The organism is Burkholderia sp. Bp8992, assembly GCF_003853705.1.
Classification (GTDB): Bacteria; Pseudomonadota; Gammaproteobacteria; order Burkholderiales; family Burkholderiaceae; genus Burkholderia.
Genome location: NZ_QTQI01000037.1, coordinates 1 through 20,830, shown reverse-complemented (window position 1 = coordinate 20,830; position 20,830 = coordinate 1). Strand labels below are relative to the sequence as shown.

18 protein-coding genes are annotated in these 20,830 nt (G+C 66.5%); 4 read left to right on the top strand and 14 right to left on the bottom strand.

The annotated features are described in order from the left end of the window. Positions 1-237: 237 nt before the first annotated feature. The 4 genes from argC to DIE03_RS34355 all read right to left on the bottom strand — a co-directional run bounded on the left by argC (position 238) and on the right by DIE03_RS34355 (position 3,636). Positions 238-1,188: an N-acetyl-gamma-glutamyl-phosphate reductase gene (argC, locus tag DIE03_RS34370; RefSeq protein ID WP_124456557.1), complete on the bottom strand. Its 951-nt coding sequence runs from the start codon at positions 1,186-1,188 to the stop codon at positions 238-240. Between the two features lie 161 nt (positions 1,189-1,349). Beyond that, positions 1,350-1,922: a flavodoxin family protein gene (locus DIE03_RS34365; RefSeq protein ID WP_124456556.1), complete on the bottom strand. Its 573-nt coding sequence runs from the start codon at positions 1,920-1,922 to the stop codon at positions 1,350-1,352. A 192-nt stretch (positions 1,923-2,114) separates the two neighbouring features. After that, complete coding sequence (locus DIE03_RS34360; protein WP_124456555.1) at positions 2,115-2,711, bottom strand: YbhB/YbcL family Raf kinase inhibitor-like protein; 597 nt, start codon at positions 2,709-2,711, stop codon at positions 2,115-2,117. Positions 2,712-2,949: 238 nt separating this feature from the next. Next, positions 2,950-3,636 carry an orotate phosphoribosyltransferase gene (locus tag DIE03_RS34355; RefSeq protein ID WP_006482887.1) on the bottom strand — a complete coding sequence of 229 codons (687 nt, stop codon included), beginning with the start codon at positions 3,634-3,636 and terminating at the stop codon, positions 2,950-2,952. Between the two features lie 460 nt (positions 3,637-4,096). Between DIE03_RS34355 and DIE03_RS34350 the strand changes: the two genes are divergently transcribed. Next, positions 4,097-6,367, top strand: a complete 2,271-nt coding sequence (locus DIE03_RS34350) for an NADP-dependent malic enzyme (protein ID WP_124456554.1) — start codon at positions 4,097-4,099, stop codon at positions 6,365-6,367. 148 nt (positions 6,368-6,515) lie between these two features. Here the strand turns inward: DIE03_RS34350 and DIE03_RS34345 are convergent, their stop codons facing one another. Next, a complete protein-coding gene (locus DIE03_RS34345) occupies positions 6,516-10,106 on the bottom strand; it encodes an indolepyruvate ferredoxin oxidoreductase family protein (protein WP_124456553.1) in 3,591 nt (1,196 codons plus the stop codon). A 329-nt stretch (positions 10,107-10,435) separates the two neighbouring features. Here DIE03_RS34345 and DIE03_RS34340 point away from each other — a divergent pair, with 329 nt between their 5' ends. Beyond that, on the top strand, positions 10,436-10,630 hold the full coding sequence (locus DIE03_RS34340; protein WP_124456552.1) for a hypothetical protein: 195 nt from the start codon (positions 10,436-10,438) through the stop codon (positions 10,628-10,630). Positions 10,631-10,762: 132 nt separating this feature from the next. Here DIE03_RS34340 and hppD read toward each other — a convergent pair whose 3' ends face one another. Then, the gene (hppD, locus tag DIE03_RS34335) at positions 10,763-11,860 is read right to left on the bottom strand and encodes a 4-hydroxyphenylpyruvate dioxygenase (RefSeq protein ID WP_124456551.1); all 1,098 of its coding nucleotides are present in this window, start codon (positions 11,858-11,860) and stop codon (positions 10,763-10,765) included. 213 nt (positions 11,861-12,073) lie between these two features. On the opposite strand from hppD, the gene DIE03_RS34330 reads away from it, so the two are divergent. After that, on the top strand, positions 12,074-12,598 hold the full coding sequence (locus DIE03_RS34330; RefSeq protein WP_059528294.1) for an Lrp/AsnC family transcriptional regulator: 525 nt from the start codon (positions 12,074-12,076) through the stop codon (positions 12,596-12,598). Positions 12,599-12,654: 56 nt separating this feature from the next. Here the strand turns inward: DIE03_RS34330 and DIE03_RS34325 are convergent, their stop codons facing one another. The 8 genes from DIE03_RS34325 to paaA all read right to left on the bottom strand — a co-directional run bounded on the left by DIE03_RS34325 (position 12,655) and on the right by paaA (position 18,935). Then, the gene (locus DIE03_RS34325; protein WP_176048849.1) at positions 12,655-13,302 is read right to left on the bottom strand and encodes a GNAT family N-acetyltransferase; all 648 of its coding nucleotides are present in this window, start codon (positions 13,300-13,302) and stop codon (positions 12,655-12,657) included. Positions 13,303-13,537: 235 nt separating this feature from the next. After that, complete coding sequence (locus DIE03_RS34320) at positions 13,538-14,143, bottom strand: TetR/AcrR family transcriptional regulator (protein WP_006482923.1); 606 nt, start codon at positions 14,141-14,143, stop codon at positions 13,538-13,540. Between the two features lie 16 nt (positions 14,144-14,159). Continuing rightward, positions 14,160-14,984, bottom strand: a complete 825-nt coding sequence (locus DIE03_RS34315) for a DUF1835 domain-containing protein (protein ID WP_124456549.1) — start codon at positions 14,982-14,984, stop codon at positions 14,160-14,162. A gap of 128 nt (positions 14,985-15,112) precedes the next feature. Further along, complete coding sequence (gene paaE / locus DIE03_RS34310) at positions 15,113-16,201, bottom strand: 1,2-phenylacetyl-CoA epoxidase subunit PaaE (protein WP_124456548.1); 1,089 nt, start codon at positions 16,199-16,201, stop codon at positions 15,113-15,115. A 2-nt stretch (positions 16,202-16,203) separates the two neighbouring features. After that, entirely contained in the window at positions 16,204-16,776 is a 573-nt protein-coding gene (gene paaD / locus DIE03_RS34305; RefSeq protein WP_124456547.1) for a 1,2-phenylacetyl-CoA epoxidase subunit PaaD, read from the bottom strand. A 25-nt stretch (positions 16,777-16,801) separates the two neighbouring features. Beyond that, on the bottom strand, positions 16,802-17,605 hold the full coding sequence (paaC, locus tag DIE03_RS34300) for a 1,2-phenylacetyl-CoA epoxidase subunit PaaC (protein WP_124456546.1): 804 nt from the start codon (positions 17,603-17,605) through the stop codon (positions 16,802-16,804). A gap of 10 nt (positions 17,606-17,615) precedes the next feature. Further along, positions 17,616-17,900 carry a 1,2-phenylacetyl-CoA epoxidase subunit PaaB gene (gene paaB, locus DIE03_RS34295; RefSeq protein WP_006482881.1) on the bottom strand — a complete coding sequence of 95 codons (285 nt, stop codon included), beginning with the start codon at positions 17,898-17,900 and terminating at the stop codon, positions 17,616-17,618. A gap of 36 nt (positions 17,901-17,936) precedes the next feature. Continuing rightward, the gene (gene paaA, locus DIE03_RS34290; RefSeq protein ID WP_124456545.1) at positions 17,937-18,935 is read right to left on the bottom strand and encodes a 1,2-phenylacetyl-CoA epoxidase subunit PaaA; all 999 of its coding nucleotides are present in this window, start codon (positions 18,933-18,935) and stop codon (positions 17,937-17,939) included. 199 nt (positions 18,936-19,134) lie between these two features. On the opposite strand from paaA, the gene DIE03_RS34285 reads away from it, so the two are divergent. Further along, complete coding sequence (locus DIE03_RS34285) at positions 19,135-20,400, top strand: SGNH/GDSL hydrolase family protein (protein WP_124456544.1); 1,266 nt, start codon at positions 19,135-19,137, stop codon at positions 20,398-20,400. Positions 20,401-20,830: the final 430 nt, after the last annotated feature.

Genomic DNA, 20,830 nt, shown 5'->3' with positions numbered 1-20,830 from the left:
GCAGGCTGTCGGAGGGCCTTCCTGCGTATAACGGCAGCGTTTAAAGCGGCGGTATCCGGTTTATCCCTATTCGGGATTGACTGGAGAGGGAAGGGGGAAGTTAATTCGCTGGTAATCGCGCAATTGAAAGCTTGTAAATATTTGTAAATGCGCGATCCGGAGTTCTTTATTTATTGCCTGATACGGGTAAATAAAAAGCCGGCCAGTGGCCGGCTTTGCATGGCATGCGATGCTGAATCAGCGTTTGAGACCTGCATCCTCGGCCGCGCCGATGCTCAGGTTCATGCACTGGATCGCGGCGCCCGATGCGCCCTTGCCGAGGTTGTCGAGGCGCGCGACCGTGACGAAGCGCTCGGCGTTGCCGAACACGAACAGGTCGACACGGTTCGTATCGTTGTTCGCCTGCACGTCGAAGAAGCCGCCGTCGAGATTCGCGTCCGCGTCGAACGGCGCGACGCGCACGAACGCTTCGTCCGCGTAGTACTCGGCGAACACGCGCTGCACGTCCTGCGGCGTCGCGCGCTTCGCGAGCTGCTCGGGCGTGAAGTAGGTCGTCACCGCGAGACCCTTCAGGAACGGGCCGACGATCGGCGTGAAGATCGGTGCGTTCGCGAGGCCCGTGTGCGCGGCCATTTCCGGCAGGTGCTTGTGCGTGAGGCCGAGCGCGTACGGACGCGGGCTCGCGAGCTTGCCGCCCGGCGCCGCATTCTCGTAGTCGGCGATCATCGACTTGCCGCCGCCGCTGTAGCCGGTGATCGAGTAGCTGTGCGCGGCGAACGTCGGGGCGACGATGCCGGCCTCGACGAGCGGGCGCATCGCGAGCACGAATGCCGATGCGTGGCAGCCGGGCACGGCGATGCGCTTCGACGTGCGAATCTTCTCGCGCTGGGCGCGGGTCAGTTCCGGCAGGCCGTAGGCCCAGTCGGCGCTGGTGCGGAACGCGGTGCTCGCGTCGATCAGGATCGTGTTCGGGTTCTCGACGAGCGAGGCCGATTCGCGCGACGCGACATCCGGCAGGCACAGGAACGTGACGTCCGACGCGTTGATCAGGCGGCGGCGCTCTTCGACGTCCTTGCGCTTCGCTTCATCGATACGCAGGATCTCGATGTCGCTGCGTGCCGACAGGTATTCGAAGATCTTGAGGCCGGTCGTGCCTTCCTGGCCGTCGACAAAAACTTTGGTGCTCATCTCGCTCTCACTGAATGAAACGCGGGCCCGCGCCCGGAAACCGCCATTTTAAGACGTCAACCGGCGGGGCTGCGCCGCGCGGGGCGAAAAAAGACGGCCGGCGGGCCGTCTTGTGTCCCTTTGGCGCCCGCCGGTGCGGGCGCGCGGGCGTCGGCGCAGGCTCAGCGGCCGCCGGCCACCCAGCGGGCGGTCGCTTCGGCGACGCGCCGCCCGAACGCCTTCGCGGTCTCGAGGTCGCCGGGCAGCGGGCCCTCGTCGGGCGTCGCGTCCGCGGGCGACTGCGCGAGCAGGCCGGTGAAGCCGCCGACGTAGTTGATGTCGTTGCGGGTGGCCGCCTTCGAGTTGGCCGGCATCATGCCCGTGCCGACCCACACCATCCCATGCTGCATCGCCAGCGTGACGAAATACTGAATCGTCGAGAACTTGTCGCCGTTCATCGTCGCGGAGTTCGTGAAGCCCGCGGCGATCTTGTCCTTCCATTTCTGCGTGAACCACGGTTTCGACGTGGCATCGGCGAATTGCTTGAACTGCGCCGACGGGCCGCCCATGTAGGTCGGCGCGCCGAAGACGATCGCGTCGGCCGCGTCGAGGGCGGCCCAGCCCGCGTCGTCGATCTCGCCGACCGCGATCAGGCGTGCGGTGGCGCCGGCGTCCTGCGCGCCTGCATGGACGGCGTCGGCCAGTTTCTGCGTGTGACCGTAGCCGCTGTGATAGACGATGACGATGTTCGACATGAAGCGTTCTCCGGAAAGGGACGGGAACGGCGGACCGCAGGTTCGCCGCGTCACGCGTCGCCGGCGGGCGACGCGACGGATGCGCGGCATGGCGCCGCGACCGGTGACAATGAGTCTAGCAAGCCGAAATGACGGGAAAACGCGCGCGGGCGGCGCACTGAAATTCGCGGCGGCCGGCAATCGCGGCGCACGTTATTGCCCGTAGTTGACCGTCAGTTGCGCGGTGCCGATCGTCAGCGTGCCGATCTCGTGCTCGAACATCGGCGCGGGACGGCCCTGCGACACGCGCAGGTCGGTGCCTTTCAGCGCATGGACGGTGATCACGTAGCGGTGCGGCTTGCCGGGCGGCGGGCACGGGCCGCCGTAGCCGTCGATGCCGAAGTCGTTGCGCGCTTCGCTCGCGCCGATGCGCCGCAGGAAGCCGGACGCGCTCGCGTCGGCGGGCAGGCTCGTGACGGTGGCCGGGATACCCGCGACGGCCCAGTGCCACCAGCCGTGCCCCGGTGCGTCGGGATCGAAGATCGTGACCGCGTAGCCGCGCGTGCCGGGCGGCGGGTTGTGCCAGGTGAGCTGCGGCGAGCGGTTCGCGCCCTTGCAGTCGCCGCGGTCGAACACGTTCGCGGCACGAACGCGCCCACCGGGCGTCAGGTCGTCGCTCGTCACGGTGAACGGGCTTTCCGCGTGCGCGGGCAGCGCCGCGAACACGGCGGCGCAGATGAAGACGAAGAGGATGGACGGAGACGGGCGGCCCGATGGCGCAGGCGGAGTGATCCGGCGATCCACACGCATAGGGTGCCTCTCCGTCACGTGGGCCGGGCCGATGCTCCCGGCGTTGTTGGCGTTGTGCGTTGCCCGCGCTGCTGATGGCGGCGATGGTTCCAGTCTAGCATTAGGGTTCGATGAGCGACGTACAGCGCAACCCGCGATTGCGATCGGTCATCGGGCGGATCGATGGACAAAAAAAACCGCCCGCGATCGAGCGGGCGGTTTCTTCGGCCGGGACGCCGGCATGCATGCCGGCGCGGCGTCATTCCTTCGGGGCCGTCGCGCCGCCGTGCGCAGCCGACCACTCGGCCGGCGCGTGCAGGAATTTCTCGACTTCGTCGAGCGTCTTCGTCTCGAAGTAGCCCGATGCCTTCGCGACGCGCAGCACGTCCCACCACGTCGCCAGCGCGTGCAGGTCGACGTCGATGTCCTTCAGGACCGACACGCTTTCCTTGAAGATGTTGTAGTGGAACAGCACGAAGCAGTGGTTCACCGTCGCGCCCGCGGTGCGCAGCGCGTTGACGAAGTTGATCTTGCTGCGGCTGTCGGTCGTCAGGTCTTCCACCAGCAGCACGCGCGAGCCTTCTTCCAGATGGCCTTCGATCTGCGCATTGCGGCCGAAACCCTTCGGCTTCTTGCGCACGTACTGCATCGGCACCATCATCCGGTCCGCGATCCAGGCCGCGAACGGGATGCCGGCCGTCTCGCCGCCCGCCACCGCGTCGATCTGCTCGAAGCCGATGTCACGCGTGATCGTCGTTTCCGCCATTTCCATCAGCGCCCGGCGCACACGCGGGTACGAGATCAGCTTGCGGCAGTCGATATAGACGGGGCTTGCCCAGCCGGACGTGAAGATGAACGGTTTTTCGGCGTTGAAGTGCACCGCCTGCACTTCGAGCAGGATTTTGGCGGTCGTATCCGAGATCGACTGACGATCGTAGCCTGTCATGGGCATTCCTTGGGTGTTGAGCGAGGAGCGGGCGCGGGCCCGGTGGCGCAGCAAGGGGAACCTGCCCAGGGGGCCGGGGCGCGATCGGAGGGCCAATCGCATCGCTGCGCGCGTAGCCGGCTATTTTACCCGATTCAGGCCGGTTTTCGGCGGAATTCGCGCGGGTTCGCCGTGCCGCTCACCACCGGCGAAACAAACGGGGCCCGACCACCTCGGCGCTGATGCCCGGGATGCGGCGCTGCACCAACGGAGGTCATTTAGGGGGTGTACACTAGGCGACCCTTAGAAATCGTTCAGTACTTTGTACTTTCCTCTTGCCACCCGCCAAGGTTCGATGGCGTGCCGACCCGGCGCGTCGCGTGCCGTCTCGCAGTCGACCATCCCCTCGATTCAAGCAGACGCGGCCGAAGGTGCTGTGTACTGAGCCGTCAATATTTCGCATGTCTCTCGCAGGTCAATCATGGACGAACAACTGAAGCAGGCCGCACTCGCCTATCACCAGAACCCGAAACCCGGCAAGATTTCGGTCACCCCGACCAAGCCGCTGTCGAACCAGCTCGATCTGTCGCTCGCATATTCGCCCGGCGTCGCCGCGGCGTGCATGGCGATCTTCGACGAGCCGCTCGATGCGCAGAAGTACACGTCGCGCGGCAACCTCGTCGGCGTCGTGACGAACGGCACGGCGGTGCTCGGCCTCGGCAACATCGGCCCGCTCGCGTCGAAGCCGGTGATGGAAGGCAAGGGCTGCCTGTTCAAGAAATTCGCGGGCATCGACGTGTTCGACATCGAACTGTCGGAAACCGACCCGGACAAGCTCGTCGAGGCGATCGCGATGCTCGAGCCGACGCTCGGCGGCATCAACCTCGAGGACATCAAGGCGCCGGAGTGCTTCTACATCGAGCAGAAGCTGCGCGAGCGCATGAAGATCCCCGTCTTCCACGACGACCAGCACGGCACCGCGATCATCGCGTCGGCCGCGATCCTGAACGGCCTGAAGGTCGTCGGCAAGAAGCTGTCCGAAGTGAAGCTCGTGTGCTCGGGCGCCGGCGCCGCGGCCATCGCGTGCCTGGACCTGCTGGTGAACCTCGGCCTGACGAAGTCGAACGTCCTCGTCACCGATTCGAAGGGCGTGATCTACGAAGGGCGCGGCAACCTCGATCCGTCGAAGCAGCGCTATGCGGCGACCACCGACGCGCGCACGCTCGCCGACGCGATCGTCGGCGCGGACGTGTTCCTCGGCTGCTCGAGCGCGGGCGTGCTGAAGCAGGACATGGTCAAGACGATGGGCGACAAGCCGCTGATCCTGGCGCTCGCGAACCCGGAACCGGAAATCCGCCCGGAAGACGCGAAGGCCGTGCGCCCGGACGCGATCGTCGCGACCGGCCGCTCGGACTACCCGAACCAGGTCAACAACGTGCTGTGCTTCCCGTTCATCTTCCGCGGCGCGCTCGACGTCGGCGCGACGACGATCACGGAAGAAATGAAGCTCGCGTGCGTGCGCGCGATCGCCGAACTGGCCCAGGAAACCGACCAGAGCGAGGAAGTCGCGAAGGCGTATGAAGGCCACTCGCTCGAATTCGGGCCGGATTACCTGATTCCGAAGCCGTTCGACCCGCGCCTGATCATCAAGATCGCGCCGGCCGTCGCGCAAGCCGCGATGGATTCGGGCGTCGCCACGCGTCCGATCCAGGACATGGACGCGTACCGCGAGCAGCTCGGCGCGACCGTCTACCGCACCGGCATGGTGATGCGCCCGGTGTTCGCGACCGCGAAGCAGAAGGAGGCCCGCATCGTGTTCGCCGAGGGCGAGGACGAGCGCGTGCTGCGCGCCGCGCAGTTCGTGCTGCAGGAAAAGATCGCGAAGCCGATCATCATCGGCCGTCCGTCGGTCGTCGACATGCGCCTCGCGAAGATCGGCTCGAAGCTGAAGGCCGGCGTTGATTTCGAGATCGTCGATCCGGAAGACGATGCGCGCTACCACCGCTACTGGCAGGCGTATCAGGAGATTGGCGCGCGTGACGGCGTGACGCCGGAAGTCGCGAAGGCCGCGATGCGCAAGTTCAACACGCTGATCGGCGCGATGCTCGTGCACCTGGGCGACGCCGACGGGATGATCTGCGGGATGATCGACACGTTCCACAGCCACCTGAAGTTCATCGAGCAGGTGCTGGGCCGTGCGAAGGGCGCCGAGCATTTCGCCGCGATGAACCTGCTGATGCTGCCGGGCCGCAACCTGTTCGTGTGCGACACGTACGTGAACGAGCTGCCGAGCGCCGAACAGCTCGCCGACATGACGATCCAGGCCGCGGCCGAGATCGAGCGCTTCGGCATCGCGCCGAAGGCCGCGCTGCTGTCGAACTCGAACTTCGGCAGCGCGCCGTCGGCGTCGTCGCGCCGGATGGCCGAGGCCCGCAAGCTGATCGTCGAGCGTGCGCCGAACCTGGAAGTCGACGGTGAAATGCACGGCGACGCGGCGCTGTCGGAAGTGATCCGCAAGCAGGCGTTCCCGGGCACGACGCTGTCGGGCGAAGCGAACCTGCTGATCATGCCGAACGTCGAGGCGGCGAACATCGCATACAACCTGCTGAAGATGGTCGGCGGCGAAGGCGTGACGGTCGGCCCGTTCCTGCTCGGCGCAGCGAAGCCGGTCCACATCCTGACGCCGGCCGCGACCGTGCGCCGGATCATCAACATGACGGCCGTTGCCGCCGCGAACGTGAACACGAAGTAAGTCCACGCCCGCGTGTGCCGCGCTTCATGCGCGGCGCAATGAAAAACGCCACGGAACCTGCGTTCTGTGGCGTTTTTTTGCGTGAACCGCAACCGGCGGCGGCGCGGGCGGGCGTTCCGGCTTCGAACGCCTTACCGCGTACCGCGCGTTACGCGACCTGCTGGTGCGACTGGCCGCCTGCCGGCGAACGCCACTTCGCGAGCAGCGCGTCCCACTTCACGCGTACCGCGCGCAGGTTGTTCTCCTTCACGTGGCCGTAGCCGCGAATGCCGTCCGGCAGTGCCGCGAGCTCGAGCGCGAGCGGGCGGTTGGCCGCGTTCAGCTTGGCCGTCACCTCGCTGATCAGCGCTTCGTACTCGCCGATCAGCGCGCGCTCGGTGCGACGCTCCTCGGTACGGCCGAACGGGTCGAGCGCCGTGCCGCGCAGGAACTTCGCCTTCGCGAGCAGCCGGAACGCCGACATCATCCACGGGCCGTACGCCTTCTTCACGAGATGGCCATGGGCGTCCGTCTTCGCGAACAGCGGCGGCGCGAGGTGGAATTTCAGCTTCCAGTCGCCTTCGAACTGCGCGGTCAGTCGGGCGAGGAACGCGGGGTCGGACTGCAGCCGCGCGACCTCGTATTCGTCCTTGTACGCCATCAGCTTGAACAGGTTGCGCGCCACCGCTTCGGTCAGCGGCTCCTGCACCGTGTCGCCGTCCGCCAGCGCGCGCTCGGCGGCGCGCACCTTGTCGACGAAGGCCGCATAGCGCGATGCATAGGCGGCGTTCTGGTATGCGGTGAGGAATTCCACGCGCTTTGCGATCAATGCGTCGACCGCCTTCTTCGTGTGCAGCGCGATCACCGCGGCGCCTTGCGCGGGGCGTGCGTCGCCTGCCGCGGCCTGCTTCACGCTGGCCAGGTCGTACGCGGCGCGGCGGCCCCAGTCGAACGCCGCGCGGTTCTTCTCGACCGACACCGCATTCAGCTCGATCGCGCGTTCGAGCGACGCGAGCGTGAGCGGCAGCCAGCCTTTCTGCCACGCGTAGCCGAGCACGAACGGGTTCGTGTAGATCGCATCGCCGAGCAGCGCGACCGCGAAGCGGTTCGCATCGATGAAGTCGACCGCGTCACCTGCCGCCGCGCGGATGTCGTTCTCGGCAGACACGCCCGGGAACGCCCAGTTCGGGTTCTTGATGAACTCGGCGGTCGGCGTCTGCGCGCTGTTGACGACCACGCGCGTCGCGTCGTGCCGCATCCGCGACGTGCACTCGTCGCCGGCCGTGACGATCGCATCGCAGCCGATCACGAGGTCGGCTTCGCCCATCGCGATCCGCGTGGCGTGAATGTCGGTCGGCGCGTGCGAGATCTGCACGTGGCTCATCACGGCGCCGCCTTTCTGCGCGAGGCCCGTGACGTCGAGCACGGTCACGCCCTTGTTTTCCAGGTGCGCGGCCATCCCGAGCAGCGCGCCGATCGTGACGACGCCCGTGCCGCCGACGCCGGTGACGAGCACGCCGTACGCGCGGTCGATGTCCGGCAAGGTCGGTTCCGGAATCGGCGGCAGTGCGCTGCCGTCGACCGACACGGCCTTCGGCTTCTTCAACTGGCCGCCCTCGACGGTGACGAAGCTCGGGCAGAAGCCCTTCACGCACGAGAAGTCCTTGTTGCAGCTCGACTGGTTGATCTGGCGCTTCGTGCCGAATTCGGTTTCCAGCGGCTCGACCGACAGGCAGTTCGATTGCACCGAGCAGTCGCCGCAGCCTTCGCACACCGCTTCGTTGATCACGACGCGTTTCGCCGGGTCCGGATACGTGCCGCGTTTGCGGCGGCGGCGTTTCTCGGTCGCGCAGGTCTGGTCGTAGATCAGGATCGTCGTGCCTTCGATCTCGCGCAGCTCGCGCTGCACGTCGTCGAGCTGGTCGCGGTGATGGATCGTCACGCCCGGCGCGAGCAGCGCCTTCTGGCTGTCGTACTTCTCCGGCTCGTCGGTGACGATCACGATCTTCTTCGCGCCTTCGGACGCGAGCTGGTGCGTGATCTGCGGCACCGTCAGCACGCCGTCGACCGGCTGGCCGCCCGTCATCGCGACCGCGTCGTTGTAGAGGATCTTGTAGGTGATGTTCGCCTTCGACGAAATCGCCGCGCGCACGGCCAGCAGGCCCGAGTGGAAGTAGGTGCCGTCGCCGAGGTTCGCGAACACGTGCTTCTCGTCCGTGAACGGCGCCTGGCCGATCCACGGCACGCCTTCGCCGCCCATCTGGCTGAAGGTGCTCGTGCTGCGGTCCATCCATACGGTCATGTAGTGGCAGCCGATGCCGGCGATCGCGCGCGAGCCTTCCGGCACGTTGGTCGACGTGTTGTGCGGGCAGCCCGAGCAGAACCACGGCTTGCGCTCGGTCTGCACGTGCGGCTTCGCGAGCGCCATTTCCTTCGCGTTGATCACCGCGAGCCGCGCGGCGATGCGCGCGCGCACGTCGGACGGCAGCTCGAACTTCTCGAGGCGCGTCGCGATCGCCTTCGCGATGATCGCGGGCGACAATTCATAGTGCGCGGGCAGCAGCCAGTTGCCCATCGGCACTGACCATTCGCCGCCGGCGCCGTCCTTCTCGTCGAACTTGCCGAACACGCGCGGCCGCTGGCCGTCCGGCCAGTTGTACAGCTCTTCCTTGATCGCGTATTCGAGGATCTGGCGCTTTTCCTCGACGACCAGGATTTCGTCGAGGCCGCGCGCGAACGCCTGCGCGCCTTGCGCTTCGAGCGGCCACACGCAGCCGACCTTGTAGAGCCGGATGCCGATCCGCGCGCAGGTTTCGTCGTCGAGGCCGAGGTCGGTCAGCGCCTGGCGCACGTCGAGGTACGCCTTGCCGCCTGTCATGATCCCGAAGCGCGCGCTCGGCGAATCGATCTCGATCCGGTCGAGCTTGTTCGCGCGCACGTAGGCGAGCGCCGCGTACCACTTGTAGTCGAGCAGCCGCGCTTCCTGCACGAGCGGCGGGTCGGGCCAGCGGATGTTCAGCCCGCCTTCCGGCACGATGAAGTCGGTCGGCAGCACGATCTCGGTGCGATGCGGGTCGATGTCGACCGACGCTGACGATTCGACGACGTCCGTCACGCACTTGAGCGCGACCCACAGGCCCGAATAACGGCTCATCGCCCAGCCGTGCAGGCCGAAGTCGAGATATTCCTGCACGTTGGACGGGAACAGCACCGGCAGCCCGCAGGCCTTGAAGATGTGCTCGGACTGGTGCGCGAGCGTCGACGATTTCGCCGCGTGGTCGTCGCCGGCCAGTACCAGCACGCCGCCGTGCCGCGACGAGCCGGCCGAGTTCGCGTGCTTGAAGACGTCGCCGGTGCGGTCGACGCCCGGACCCTTGCCGTACCACATGCCGAACACGCCGTCGTGCTTCGCGCCGGGGTACAGGTTCACCTGCTGCGAGCCCCACACGGCGGTGGCGGCGAGATCTTCGTTGAGGCCGGGCTGGAACACGATCTGGTGGGCCGCCAGGTGCTGCTTGGCTTTCCAGAGCGACAGATCGAGGCCGCCGAGCGGCGAGCCGCGGTAGCCCGAGATGAAGCCGGCCGTGTTGAGACCGGCGGCGCGGTCGCGTTCCTGCTGGAGCATCGGCAGGCGCACGAGGGCCTGGATGCCGCTCATGTACGCGCGACCGCGCTCCAGTGTGTATTTGTCATCTAGCGTGACGGACTTCAGCGCGGCTTCCAGCGACGCGCGTTGGTCTGCGTCTAGCGGGGCATTCATTAACTGTCTCCTCCACCCAGTTTGGGATCACCAAAACTCGACCGCTTCAGGCATCTTGTGGATGCATCGGCGTGGCCGGCATGTTCGCCGGTTTTAAGCGATGGTAGCACTGGGGCAAACCCGCCGCCCATCGGTTGGAATCCGGGTGAAATGGCGGCGGCGCACCAGAAAAAAGGGCGGGATGATGCGTTACATCATGTAAAGGCATGTAAAGCCGCGTTCATCCGCGGGCAAATGCCGTTAATCTTGTCGGCCTGCCGGAGGTGCCCGGTCGCGCTGGTTCGTTTCGACGCAATCGGGGAGGCGCCGGCAGTTTTACAGGAGGTGCAATGAACACACGTCATATCCAGAGTTTCCTGATCGTGTCCACCGCGTTTTTCGCGATGACCGGCCCGGTGCACGCGCGCGGCGCGAGCGCACTGGCGGCAGCCGGCGCGCAGATGCGTCAGATCGTGCCGGCCCAGGACGCCGCCGCACAGCCGTCGGCCGAGCGCGCCGTCGTGTCGAGGGCGAACGCGCGTTGATCCGGTCGCGCGGCCGGCAGGCCGCGCCGGAATGAAAAAAGGGCGGGAATCCGAGGATTCCCGCCCTTTTTCTTTGTGCCGCCGGATCGTGCGGCCGGCCCGGTTGCCCGCGACGGCCGCCTGCCGAGTGCTTTAGGCCTTGTCCTGCACGACGCCGCGGCGGATCTGGTCGAGTTCGATCGATTCGAACAGCGCCTTGAAGTTGCCTTCGCCGAAGCCCTGGTTGCCCTTGCGCTGGATGATCTCGAAGAAGATCGGCCCGATCTGGTTCTCGGTGAAGATCTGCAGCAGCAGGTCGTCTTGCGCGCCGTCGATCAGGATCTTGCGCTTGCGCAGCTCGTCCAGCGATTCGCCGTGGTTCGGCACGCGGCGGTCGACCAGCTCGTAATACGTGTCGATCGTGTCGAGCAGCTTCACTTCCTTGCTGCGCAGGCCGTCGACTGCCTGGTAGATGTCGCTCGCGCCGAGCGCGATGTGCTGGATCCCTTCGCCGTGGTACGCGTCGAGGTATTCCTGGATCTGGCCGGCCGTTTCCGAGCCTTCCTCGTTGATCGGAATGCGGATCTTGCCGCACGGCGACGTCATCGCCTTCGACTTCACGCCTGTCACCTTGCCTTCGATGTCGAAGTAGCGCACTTCGCGGAAGTTGAACAGGCGCTCGTAGAACTCGGCCCATTCCTGCATGCGGCCGCGGTGCACGTTGTGCGTCAGGTGGTCGATGTACGTGAGGCCGTGGCCGACCGGGTTCGGGTTCGCGCCGGGAATCGGTTCGAAGTCGACGTCATAGATGCTGATGTCGCCGATCGCGCCCGGCTGTGCGCCGTTCTTGCCGCGCCAGCGGTCGACGAAGTAGATCAGCGAATCGCCGATGCCCTTGATCGCCGGGATGTTCAGCTCCATCGGGCCCGTCTTGTTGTCGAAGCCCCACGCGCCGAGGTCGAGCGCGTGCCGGTACGCCTTCGCGGCGTCCTGCACGCGGAACGCGATCGCGCAGATCGACGGGCCGTGCAGGCGTGCGAAGCGTTGCGCGAACGAATCGGGTTCGGCGTTGATGATGAAGTTGATGTCGCCCTGGCGGTAGACCGTCACGTCCTTGTGGCGGTGGCGCGCGATTGCAGTGAAACCCATCCGTTCGAACAGTTGTCCGAGCGCTTTCGGGTCCGGTGCCGTGTATTCGATGAATTCGAAGCCGTCGGTGCCGACGGGGTTGTCCCAGTTGGGGATCTGCATGTCGTGTCTCCTGTGCGGGGCGATCGGCCAGGCGACGTGCGCCTGCCTGGCCTGGTTCGATGTCGAGGGTTGCGCGTGCGATGAGCGTGCGCAGCGCGTCGATACATGCGACAGAGTGTAGCGGGCGGCCGCGAGCGGAAACTTGCGAACTTAATCGCAGGCCCCTACGATGGCGCAATTTCCAGTCTCGAAATAATCATTGGAGGGCAGAAGATGGCGCAAGCCGAATTGGATGCCATCGACCGGCGGATTCTCGCGATTCTCCAGGAGAACGGGCGCCTGTCGAACCAGGAGATCGCCGAGCGCGTGAACCTGTCGCCGAGCCCGTGCCTGCGGCGGATCCGGCGGCTCGAGGAGATCGGCGTGATCACCGGCTATGTCGCGCTGCTGAATCCGCAGAAACTCGGGCTCGACCTGCTCGCATACGTGAGCGTGCGGCTCGAGAAGCGCGGCGGCCTTGCGCCGGTGCGGGTCGACGAGACGTCGGCGCGCGCGGGGGCGACCCATGCGGAGCTGTTCCGCGCGGCCGTGCAGACCTGGCCGGAAGTGGTCGCGTGCCACGCGATGACGGGGGACATGGATTACCTGCTGCGCGTGCAGGTCGAGGACATGGCGCATTTCTCCCGCTTCGTGCAGGAGCACTTGCTGCATCACCCGTCGGTGATTGACGTGAAGACGAGCTTCTCGCTCGAGTGCTTCAAGGAGACGACGGCGTTGCCGATCCGTTCGGTGCGCTAGAGCGCAGGGGAAGGTGGGGGCCGGGCGCGCGGCAGGCGCGGCCCGGCTGGCTGAGGTTACGCCGTCAGTGCGGCGGGCATCAGCGATTCGATGAACTTCGTCGTGCGGTGCGCCTGGCGCTTCATCGCGTAGTCGAACACCGCGGCCTGTTCCTGCAGCATCTCGGCGATGATCGTCGAGTGGTCGGCCGGCGGCAGCGACAGGTACGCATCGGCTTCGCCGTATGCGTACTCGATCCGCATGCCGGACTTCTTCGCAATGTGCATCATCGTCGCGTTACGTGACAGGCAATGCATGTACAGCATCGTCACGCGCGTGTTGCGGCTGCGGATCGCCGCGCGCTCGAACAGCTTCGAGCCGACGCCGCGGCCGCGTGCGCTTTCGAGCACCGACACGCCGAACTCGGCCGTGCGCTTGTCGCCCTCGGCCGGCAGATAGGCCAGGTGGCCGACGCCGATCAGTTCGAGGTCGTGGTCGAACACGCCGAACACGGTGTCGCGACCGAAGTCGATCGTGCGGACGTAGTTCTCGATCACGTGGTCGGGCACCATCTGGCCGAAGCGCAGCAGGCGGTCCTCTTCGTCGAGCGAGAGAAAGTGGGTGAGCATCTGCTCACGGTCTTTGGAAGCCAGTTCCCTGACGAGAACCGGCGCACTGCCGACCGTGCCGACGACTTCGGCAGGGCCGTTGAATTGCGTGTTCATCGTGGGTTCCTCAGTGTGTGGCTGCACAAGCGGCTTGTGCAATGCAACAGCATTTTACCCGACGAGGGTTGGGGAAAACCCGTATTTAACGTTGTTTGTGCCGAGGAGAAATTCTAAAACCGCTTAGTTAATTTTGTATCTATTTGATTTTGAACGGATTTAAAATTCATCATATGAAATGCGCGGCAGGCCGTCACAGTGTACCCATCGCGCAACGCATGCTGCTGCGCGGCAATCAGGCTGCCGTCGACAGCCCGCGTTCGATCAGGTCGATCACCTGCTCGGCGAAGTCGCGGTAGCCGAGGCGGCCGCCCGGCTTCAGCCACGTGAACGTCCAGTTGATCATCCCGAACACCATCATCGTCACCGATGTCTGGTTTTCCTTCGAGATGCGGTCCGGGTACGCGCGCGCAAGCTGGCGCGTGAATGCCGCAACGATGTCGCGCTGGCGGTCGAGCACGATTTCGCGCTGCGCGTCCTCGAGATACTTCACGTCGTTGAGCAGCGCGACGTGCCGGCTGTGCGACGTCTCGTATTCCGCGAGGAACGCGCGCACGAGCTCGGCGAACGCGTCGCGCTCGCTGAGGCCGCGCCGCTGGCTCGCGCCTTCGACCTCGGCGATGATCAGCATCAGCCGTTTGGTGTAGCGGTCGAGCAGGTCGAACAGGATCGCTTCCTTGCTCTCGTAATAGTGATAGAGGCGTGCCTTCGACGTGCCGCTCGCGGTCGCGAGATCGGACATCGACGTGCTCGGGTAGCTCGTCTGCGCGAATTTCTCGGCGGCCAGATCGAGGATCTGCTCGCGCTGGGATTCGTGGTCGGGCGCTCGGGTACGGGCCATGGTCGAATGCGAAAGATTAGCGGTGCGCGAGCGCCGTGCGGGCCGCGCGCACCTGCGTGGAAGAGAGGGCGTCGGGCGCGTCGTCCTGCAGCTCGAGCCGGCCGGCTGCCGCGAGCTCGCGGCAGCGCCACCAGGCGATCGAATCGCTGACGAACAGCCCGCCGCGGTCGGCGGCGGCCATGATGCTGCCGACGAGGCGTCGCGCGGGCAGCCAGTCGGCTTCCGCGCGCGAGACGATCAGCGCGTCGAGATCGGCGTAGTGGCCGCTCTTGATCGTGTTGCTGATCCAGTAGCGCAGTTCGGCGTTCAGGTGTTTCGCCTCCTGCCATTCGAGTGCCAGGCGGCCGATCCGCAGCACCGAGATCGGCGCGGCCACCGGGCGTTTGCGTGCCAGCTCCGCCGGCGAGAACATCCCGGTCGAGCAGGCCTGGTCGGCACGCGACAGCGCCGTGCGCTGCGCCGAGTCGAAATCGGCGGCCGACAGCCGCACCTCGTTCAGGCGCTGCGGCACGTTGCGCAGGTGGTAGGCGACGCGGCGCAGCAACAGCTTGTCGCCGACGCTCGGCGCGTGCCACACGACCACCTGGCCCGTATCCATTGCGAGCTGGTCGAGACGCGCGAACTCGCCCTCGATTTCCGCGTTCCAGTCGGGGATCTGGTCGCCGAGCACGTGGTGCCAGAAGGCGGCGCGCGTGTCGGGCGTCTCGTCGGCGCCCTTGAGCGGTCCGACGCCGAGATCGTCGAGCAATCCGACGACGCGCTCGTCGCGCCCGGCTTGCGCGAGTGCCTCGCGCAGCGACGCGGCGGCGGTGCCGCCCTGAATCACATGAATGGTACTCATCGGCCTGTCGTCAACAAAAGAAAACCGCCGGCCGGGCGGACGTTGCGATGTCCAGCCGGCCGGCGGCCCCTAGTGTAAGCGAGATGTGTGACGGCGAGAAACCGTCCGGCGCCGCGACGCAACGCCGCTCAGCGCTCGTCGTAGCTCACGACGACCTTGTCGCTGATCGGGTGGCACTGGCACGTGAGCACGAATCCGTCCTTCACTTCGTGTTCCTCGAGCGTGTAGTTCTTCTCCATCCGCACCTCGCCCTCGATCACCTTCGCGCGGCACGTGCAGCACACGCCGCCCTTGCACGCATACGGCAGCGCGAGGCCCGCGCGCAGGCCGACGTCGAGCAGGCTCACGCCCTGGTACGGCAGGCGCAGCTTGCGCTTCTTGCCGTCGAGCACGATTTCGAGGTCGGCGGCCGGCGTCTGGTCGGTAATTTCGACGACCGGCGTGCCCGCTTGCGGCAGCGGCGTGCCGAAGCGCTCGACATGCACCTTCGCCTGCGGCACGCCGGCCGCCTTCAGCGCGGCTTCGGCCGCGTCCATCATCGGCGCCGGGCCGCAAATGAACGCTTCGTCGATCGCGTCGGCCGGCGTCAGCGTGTCGAGGAATTCCGCGCATTTCGCCTGGTCGAGCACGCCGTTGAACAGTTCGACGTCCTGGATGTCGTCCGACAGCACGTGATACAGGACGAAGCGGTTCATGTAGCGGTTCTTCAGGTCCTCGAGCTCCTCGGCGAACATGATCGCGTCGACGCTGCGGTTCCCGTAGATCAGCGTGAACGTGCTGCGCGGCTCGAGTTCGAGCGTCGTCTTCACGATCGCGAGCACCGGCGTGATCCCCGAGCCGCCGGAAAACGCGACGTACTGCTTGCCGTGGTCGGCGTTCAGGTGCGTGAAGAAGCGGCCGTCCGGCGTCATCACGTCGATCGTGTGGCCGGGCTTCAGCGTGTCGAACGCGAAGTTCGAGAAGCGGCCGCCGCGCACGCGCTTGATGCCGATGCGCAGTTCGCCGTCACGGTCGTAGTCCGTCGTGCCGACGCAGATCGAATACGAGCGGCGCGTTTCCTCGCCGTCGATGTGGGTCTTCAGCGTGACGAACTGGCCCTGCGTGAAGCGGTACGCGTCGCGCAGCTCGGGCGGCACGTCGAAGGAGACCGTTACGGCGTCGGCGGTCTCGGGCCGCACGTCGCGGATACGCAGCGGATGAAATTGCGGGGTCGCCATATTCAGTAGGGTTTGAAGTAGTCGAAGGGTTCGCGGCAGTCGACGCAGCGATACAGCGCCTTGCAGGCCGTGGACGCGAATTGCGCGAGACGCTCGGTGCGGGCGGAGCCGCAGCGCGGGCAGGTGGGCGCCGCGACCGGCCGCGGCACGAAGCGCACGACGTTCTCCCGCGGCGCGCTGCTGCCGCACTGGCCGACCGGCGGCGCGATGCCGTACGCCCGCAGCTTGTCGCGCGCTTCCTGCGTGATCCAGTCGGTCGTCCAGGCGGGCGCGAGCACCGTCTCGATCCGGTGCGGCGGCAGGTCGGCGGCCTGCAGCGCGGCGGCGATGTCCTCGGCGATCTGCGACATGGCCGGGCAGCCCGAGTAGGTTGGCGTGATGACGACTTCGAGCTGGCCGTCGTCCGCGCGGCGGACGTCGCGCAGGATGCCGAGCTCGCGGATCGACACGACCGGGATCTCGGGATCGGGCACGGCTTCCAGCACGTCCCACGCGCGAGCGAGCAGCGGATCGTCGTAGTGCGCGGCGGGTGCGGCGGGTATGGCGTGGGCAGGGGTAGCGGTCTGGACGGACATCGTCGGGCTCCGTGGCGTGGGCCGGTTACCAGGTCGCGCCGGGATGCTGGCGCGCGAGGCTCTGCATTTCGGCAAGCAGGTAGCCCATGTGCTCCGAGTGCTCGCCCTGCTTGCCGGTCGTCACGTGCTTCACGGGCGCGGGCAGCGTGAGCGTCGCCTCGGCGAGCGCATCGTCCACGTCCGCGCGCCACGCGGCTTCGAGCGCGGCCGGCGCCGGGCCGATGCCCGGGGCGGCGATTGCGTCGTCGATCGCATCGGCCGCGAAGAATTCACGCGTATACGGCATCAGGTAGTCGAGCGCATCCTGCGCGCGGCGGTGCGACGCGTCGGTGCCGTCGCCCAGGCGCACGAGCCACTCGCGCGCGTGCTGGACGTGATAGCGGGTTTCCTTCACCGATTTCGCGGCGATCGCGGCGAGCTGCGTGTCGGCCGACGTTTCCAGCGCGCTCCAGACGTGCAGCATCAGCGTCGCGTACAGGAAGTTGCGCACGATCGTCACCGCATAGTCCTTGTCGGCGTGTGCGGTGCCGGAGACCGGGCCGTAATGCGGCAGCTCGGCGAGCGTGAAGTTCGCGAATTCGCGCTCGGTCCGGAAGTACGCGTAATCGTCCTCGGTCTTCGTCGCGCCGTTGAGCTGGCGCTCGAGCTCGGCCGCGTGCGTATACAGCATGCGTGCCTGGCCGATGAGGTCGAGGCTCATGTTGGTGAGCGCGATGTCTTCCTCGAGGATCGGGCCGTGGCCGCACCATTCGGCGTTGCGCTGACCGAGGATCAGCGCGTTGTCGGCGAGGCGCAGCACGTAGGAGAGGTGTTCGGGCGTGATCGTCATGGCGCGGGCGTTACATGTGGTTGACTTCGTCGGGCAGCGTGTAGAACGTCGGGTGACGGTAGATCTTGTCGCCTGCCGGTTCGAACAGCTCGGCCTTCTCGCTCGGGTCCGACGCGGTGATCGCCGACGACGGCACCACCCAGATGCTCACGCCTTCCTGGCGGCGCGTGTAGACGTCGCGCGCCATGCGCAGCGCCATCGTCGCGTCGGCGGCGTGCAGGCTGCCGCAATGCTTGTGGTCGAGGCCCTGCTTGCTGCGCACGAACACTTCCCAGATCGGCCATTCCTTGTTCATCGCTTTCTCCTGATTCCTGAATTCGAGTGTTGCCGCTCAGGCGGCGTGCTGTTCGGCGCGGGCGCGGCGCTTTGCTTCGTGCGCGAGCGCAGCTTCGCGCACCCAGGCGCCGTCGTCGTGCGCTTTCACGCGGGTCGCGAGGCGCTCCTTGTTGCACGGGCCGTCGCCGTTAACCACGCGCCAGAATTCGTCCCAGTCGATCGTGCCGTAGTCGTGATGGCCGCGCGCTTCGTTCCATTTCAGGTCGGGGTCGGGCAGCGTCACGCCGAGCACCTTCGCCTGGTCGACCGTCGCGTCGACGAATTTCTGGCGCAGGTCGTCGTTCGAGATCCGCTTGATGCCCCATTTCGCGGACTGGCTGCTGTGGACCGAATCGGCGTCGCTCGGGCCGAACATCATCAGCACCGGCCACCACCAGCGGTCGACGGCCTGCTGGACCATTGCGCGCTGCGCGTCGGTGCCCTTCATCATCGACAGCAGCGCATCGAAACCCTGGCGCTGGTGGAACGACTCTTCCTTGCACACGCGGATCATCGCGCGTGCATACGGGCCGTACGTGCAGCGGCACAGCGGGATCTGGTTCATGATCGCGGCGCCGTCGACGAGCCAGCCGATCACGCCGACGTCGGCCCAGGTCGGCGTCGGATAGTTGAAGATGCTCGAATATTTCGCCTTGCCGGCGTGCAGTGCGTCGATCAGCGAATCGCGCGACACGCCGAGCGTTTCGGCCGCGCTGTACAGATAGAGGCCGTGGCCGGCTTCGTCCTGGACCTTCGCGAGCAGGATCGCCTTGCGCTTCAGGCTCGGCGCGCGCGAGATCCAGTTGCCTTCCGGCAGCATGCCGACGACTTCCGAGTGCGCGTGCTGCGAAATCTGGCGCACCAGCGTCTTGCGATAGGCGTCGGGCATCCAGTCCTGCGGTTCGATCTTGCCGTCGGCCGCCATCACCGCATCGAACCGCGCCTGCTCGGGCGACTCGGCTGCGGCGTCGAGCGGCGCGACGTTGCCGGGGATGTCGAGGGATTGCGTGTACATGGCGAGGCTCTCGTCCGGTTGAATGTGTGCGAAGTATAAACCAACCGACCGGTCGGTTAATAAATTTCTTGCGCATTTGCGGCGAGACTCGGGTAAACGAGGGACGTCGGGGCGTGATCCGATGGTGCGAGCGCGGTCCCGCACGTGAGTCGCGTGCCTTCTGCGGCACAATGCCCGCTTTCCGATGAGGATTTTGCCGATGTCATTCCGAAGCAGTTTCGCCGCGGCCATGCTGGGTGCGGCCGTTTTCGTGTCGCCGCTCGCGGCGTCGGCCGCGCCGGCCGGATGGGTTGCCGCGTGGGCAACGGCGCTGCAGCCGATTCCCGACCTTGCCGCGCCGCCGCCGCTTTACCGCGCGCCCGACGTGGCCGGGCGGACCGTGCGCCAGATCGTGTATCCGACGGTGTCGGGGCGTGCCGCAAGGATTCACGTGAGCAATGCCTACGGCAGCGCGCCGCTGGTCGTCGAGGCCGCGAGCCTCGCGCGCGCCGGTGAGGGCGCGGCGCTCGCCGGCGGCGCGGCCGTGCCGGTCCGGTTCGGCGGCAAGCCGTCGGTGACGCTCGCGCCGGGCCAGGAACTGGAAAGCGATCCGGTGGCCATCGACGTGATGTCCGCGCAGCCCTATGCGATCAGCCTCCAGATGGGGGCGAACCAGCGAATGACTGTCTGGCACCGCGTATCGAACCAGTTCAACTATGTGTCGGCGCCGGGCGATCACGTGAATGATCCGGGCGCTGCCGCGTTCCGCACCCGTTTTACCCAATATGCATGGGTGACCGAGCTGGCTGTCGAGGCCGGCACGGCGCGCGCCAGCGTCGCGGCGATCGGCGATTCGATCACCGACGGGCTGCGCTCCAGCGTGAACCGGAACCGCCGCTGGCCCGATGCGCTCGCGCGCCGGCTGGCGGCGTCGGGTGCCGATTCGGTGGGCGTCGTGAATCTGGGTATCAGCGGGAACCGGCTGCTCAGCGATTCGGCGTGCTACGGCACGTCGCTGGCCTCGCGGTTCGAGCGCGATGCGCTGTCGCGTGCGGGCGTGAAGGCGGTGGTGGTGCTGATCGGGATCAACGACATCAACTTCGCGGCGATGCCGCCGCGTGCGGGGCTCGATTGCGACCACCCGCACACGCAGGTCACGGCTGCATCGCTGATCGACGGCTATCGCCGGCTGATCGAGGCCGCGCATCGCCGGGGCGTGAAGGTCTACGGCGCGACGCTCACGCCGGCCGCGTTGCCGGCCGGGCGCGAGGCGATCCGGCTCGAAGTGAACCGGTGGATCCGGAGCGGTGGCGGGTTCGACGGCGTGGTCGACTTCGACGCGGTGCTGCGCGATCCGGCGCGCCCGAGCGTGCTGCAGCGCCGATACGATAGCGGCGACGGTATCCACCCGAGCGACGCGGGCTACACGGCAATGGCCGACGCGGTGCCGTTCGAGCAGCTGCAGGCTGCCGTGGGCGGCAAGTGATGCGCCTCTATATATAGAAGGCAGCGTTGCCGGCGGCGTCGAAGTCTGCGGCGTGACGTGGTCCGTCGAGCCCCAAGCCCCGTGCGCGGCAGCGCACGGGGCTTTTTCAAATTTCTTCACAAAAGGGCTTGCGGGAATGGCGCGAGGTGCATAGAATCACGCCTCTTTCGCGCTAACGGAAACGCGGCGCGGGAGGAAGGGAAGCAGTGCTGTTGGGGCTCGGTAATAGCAGCCTCGGCGGTACGGAAGTTGAGCCCCGCAGTCGCAACGATGTGATGTAAAAAGTTGTTGACGAGCAGCGAAACACGGTTCATAATCTCGCTTCTCTGCTGCTGAAAACGCAGCGCTGCTGGGAAACACGGAGTTTCTCGCAGAAATGCTCTTTAAAAATTAACAGCCGATAAGTGTGGGCGCTTGATGGAAGCGAGCT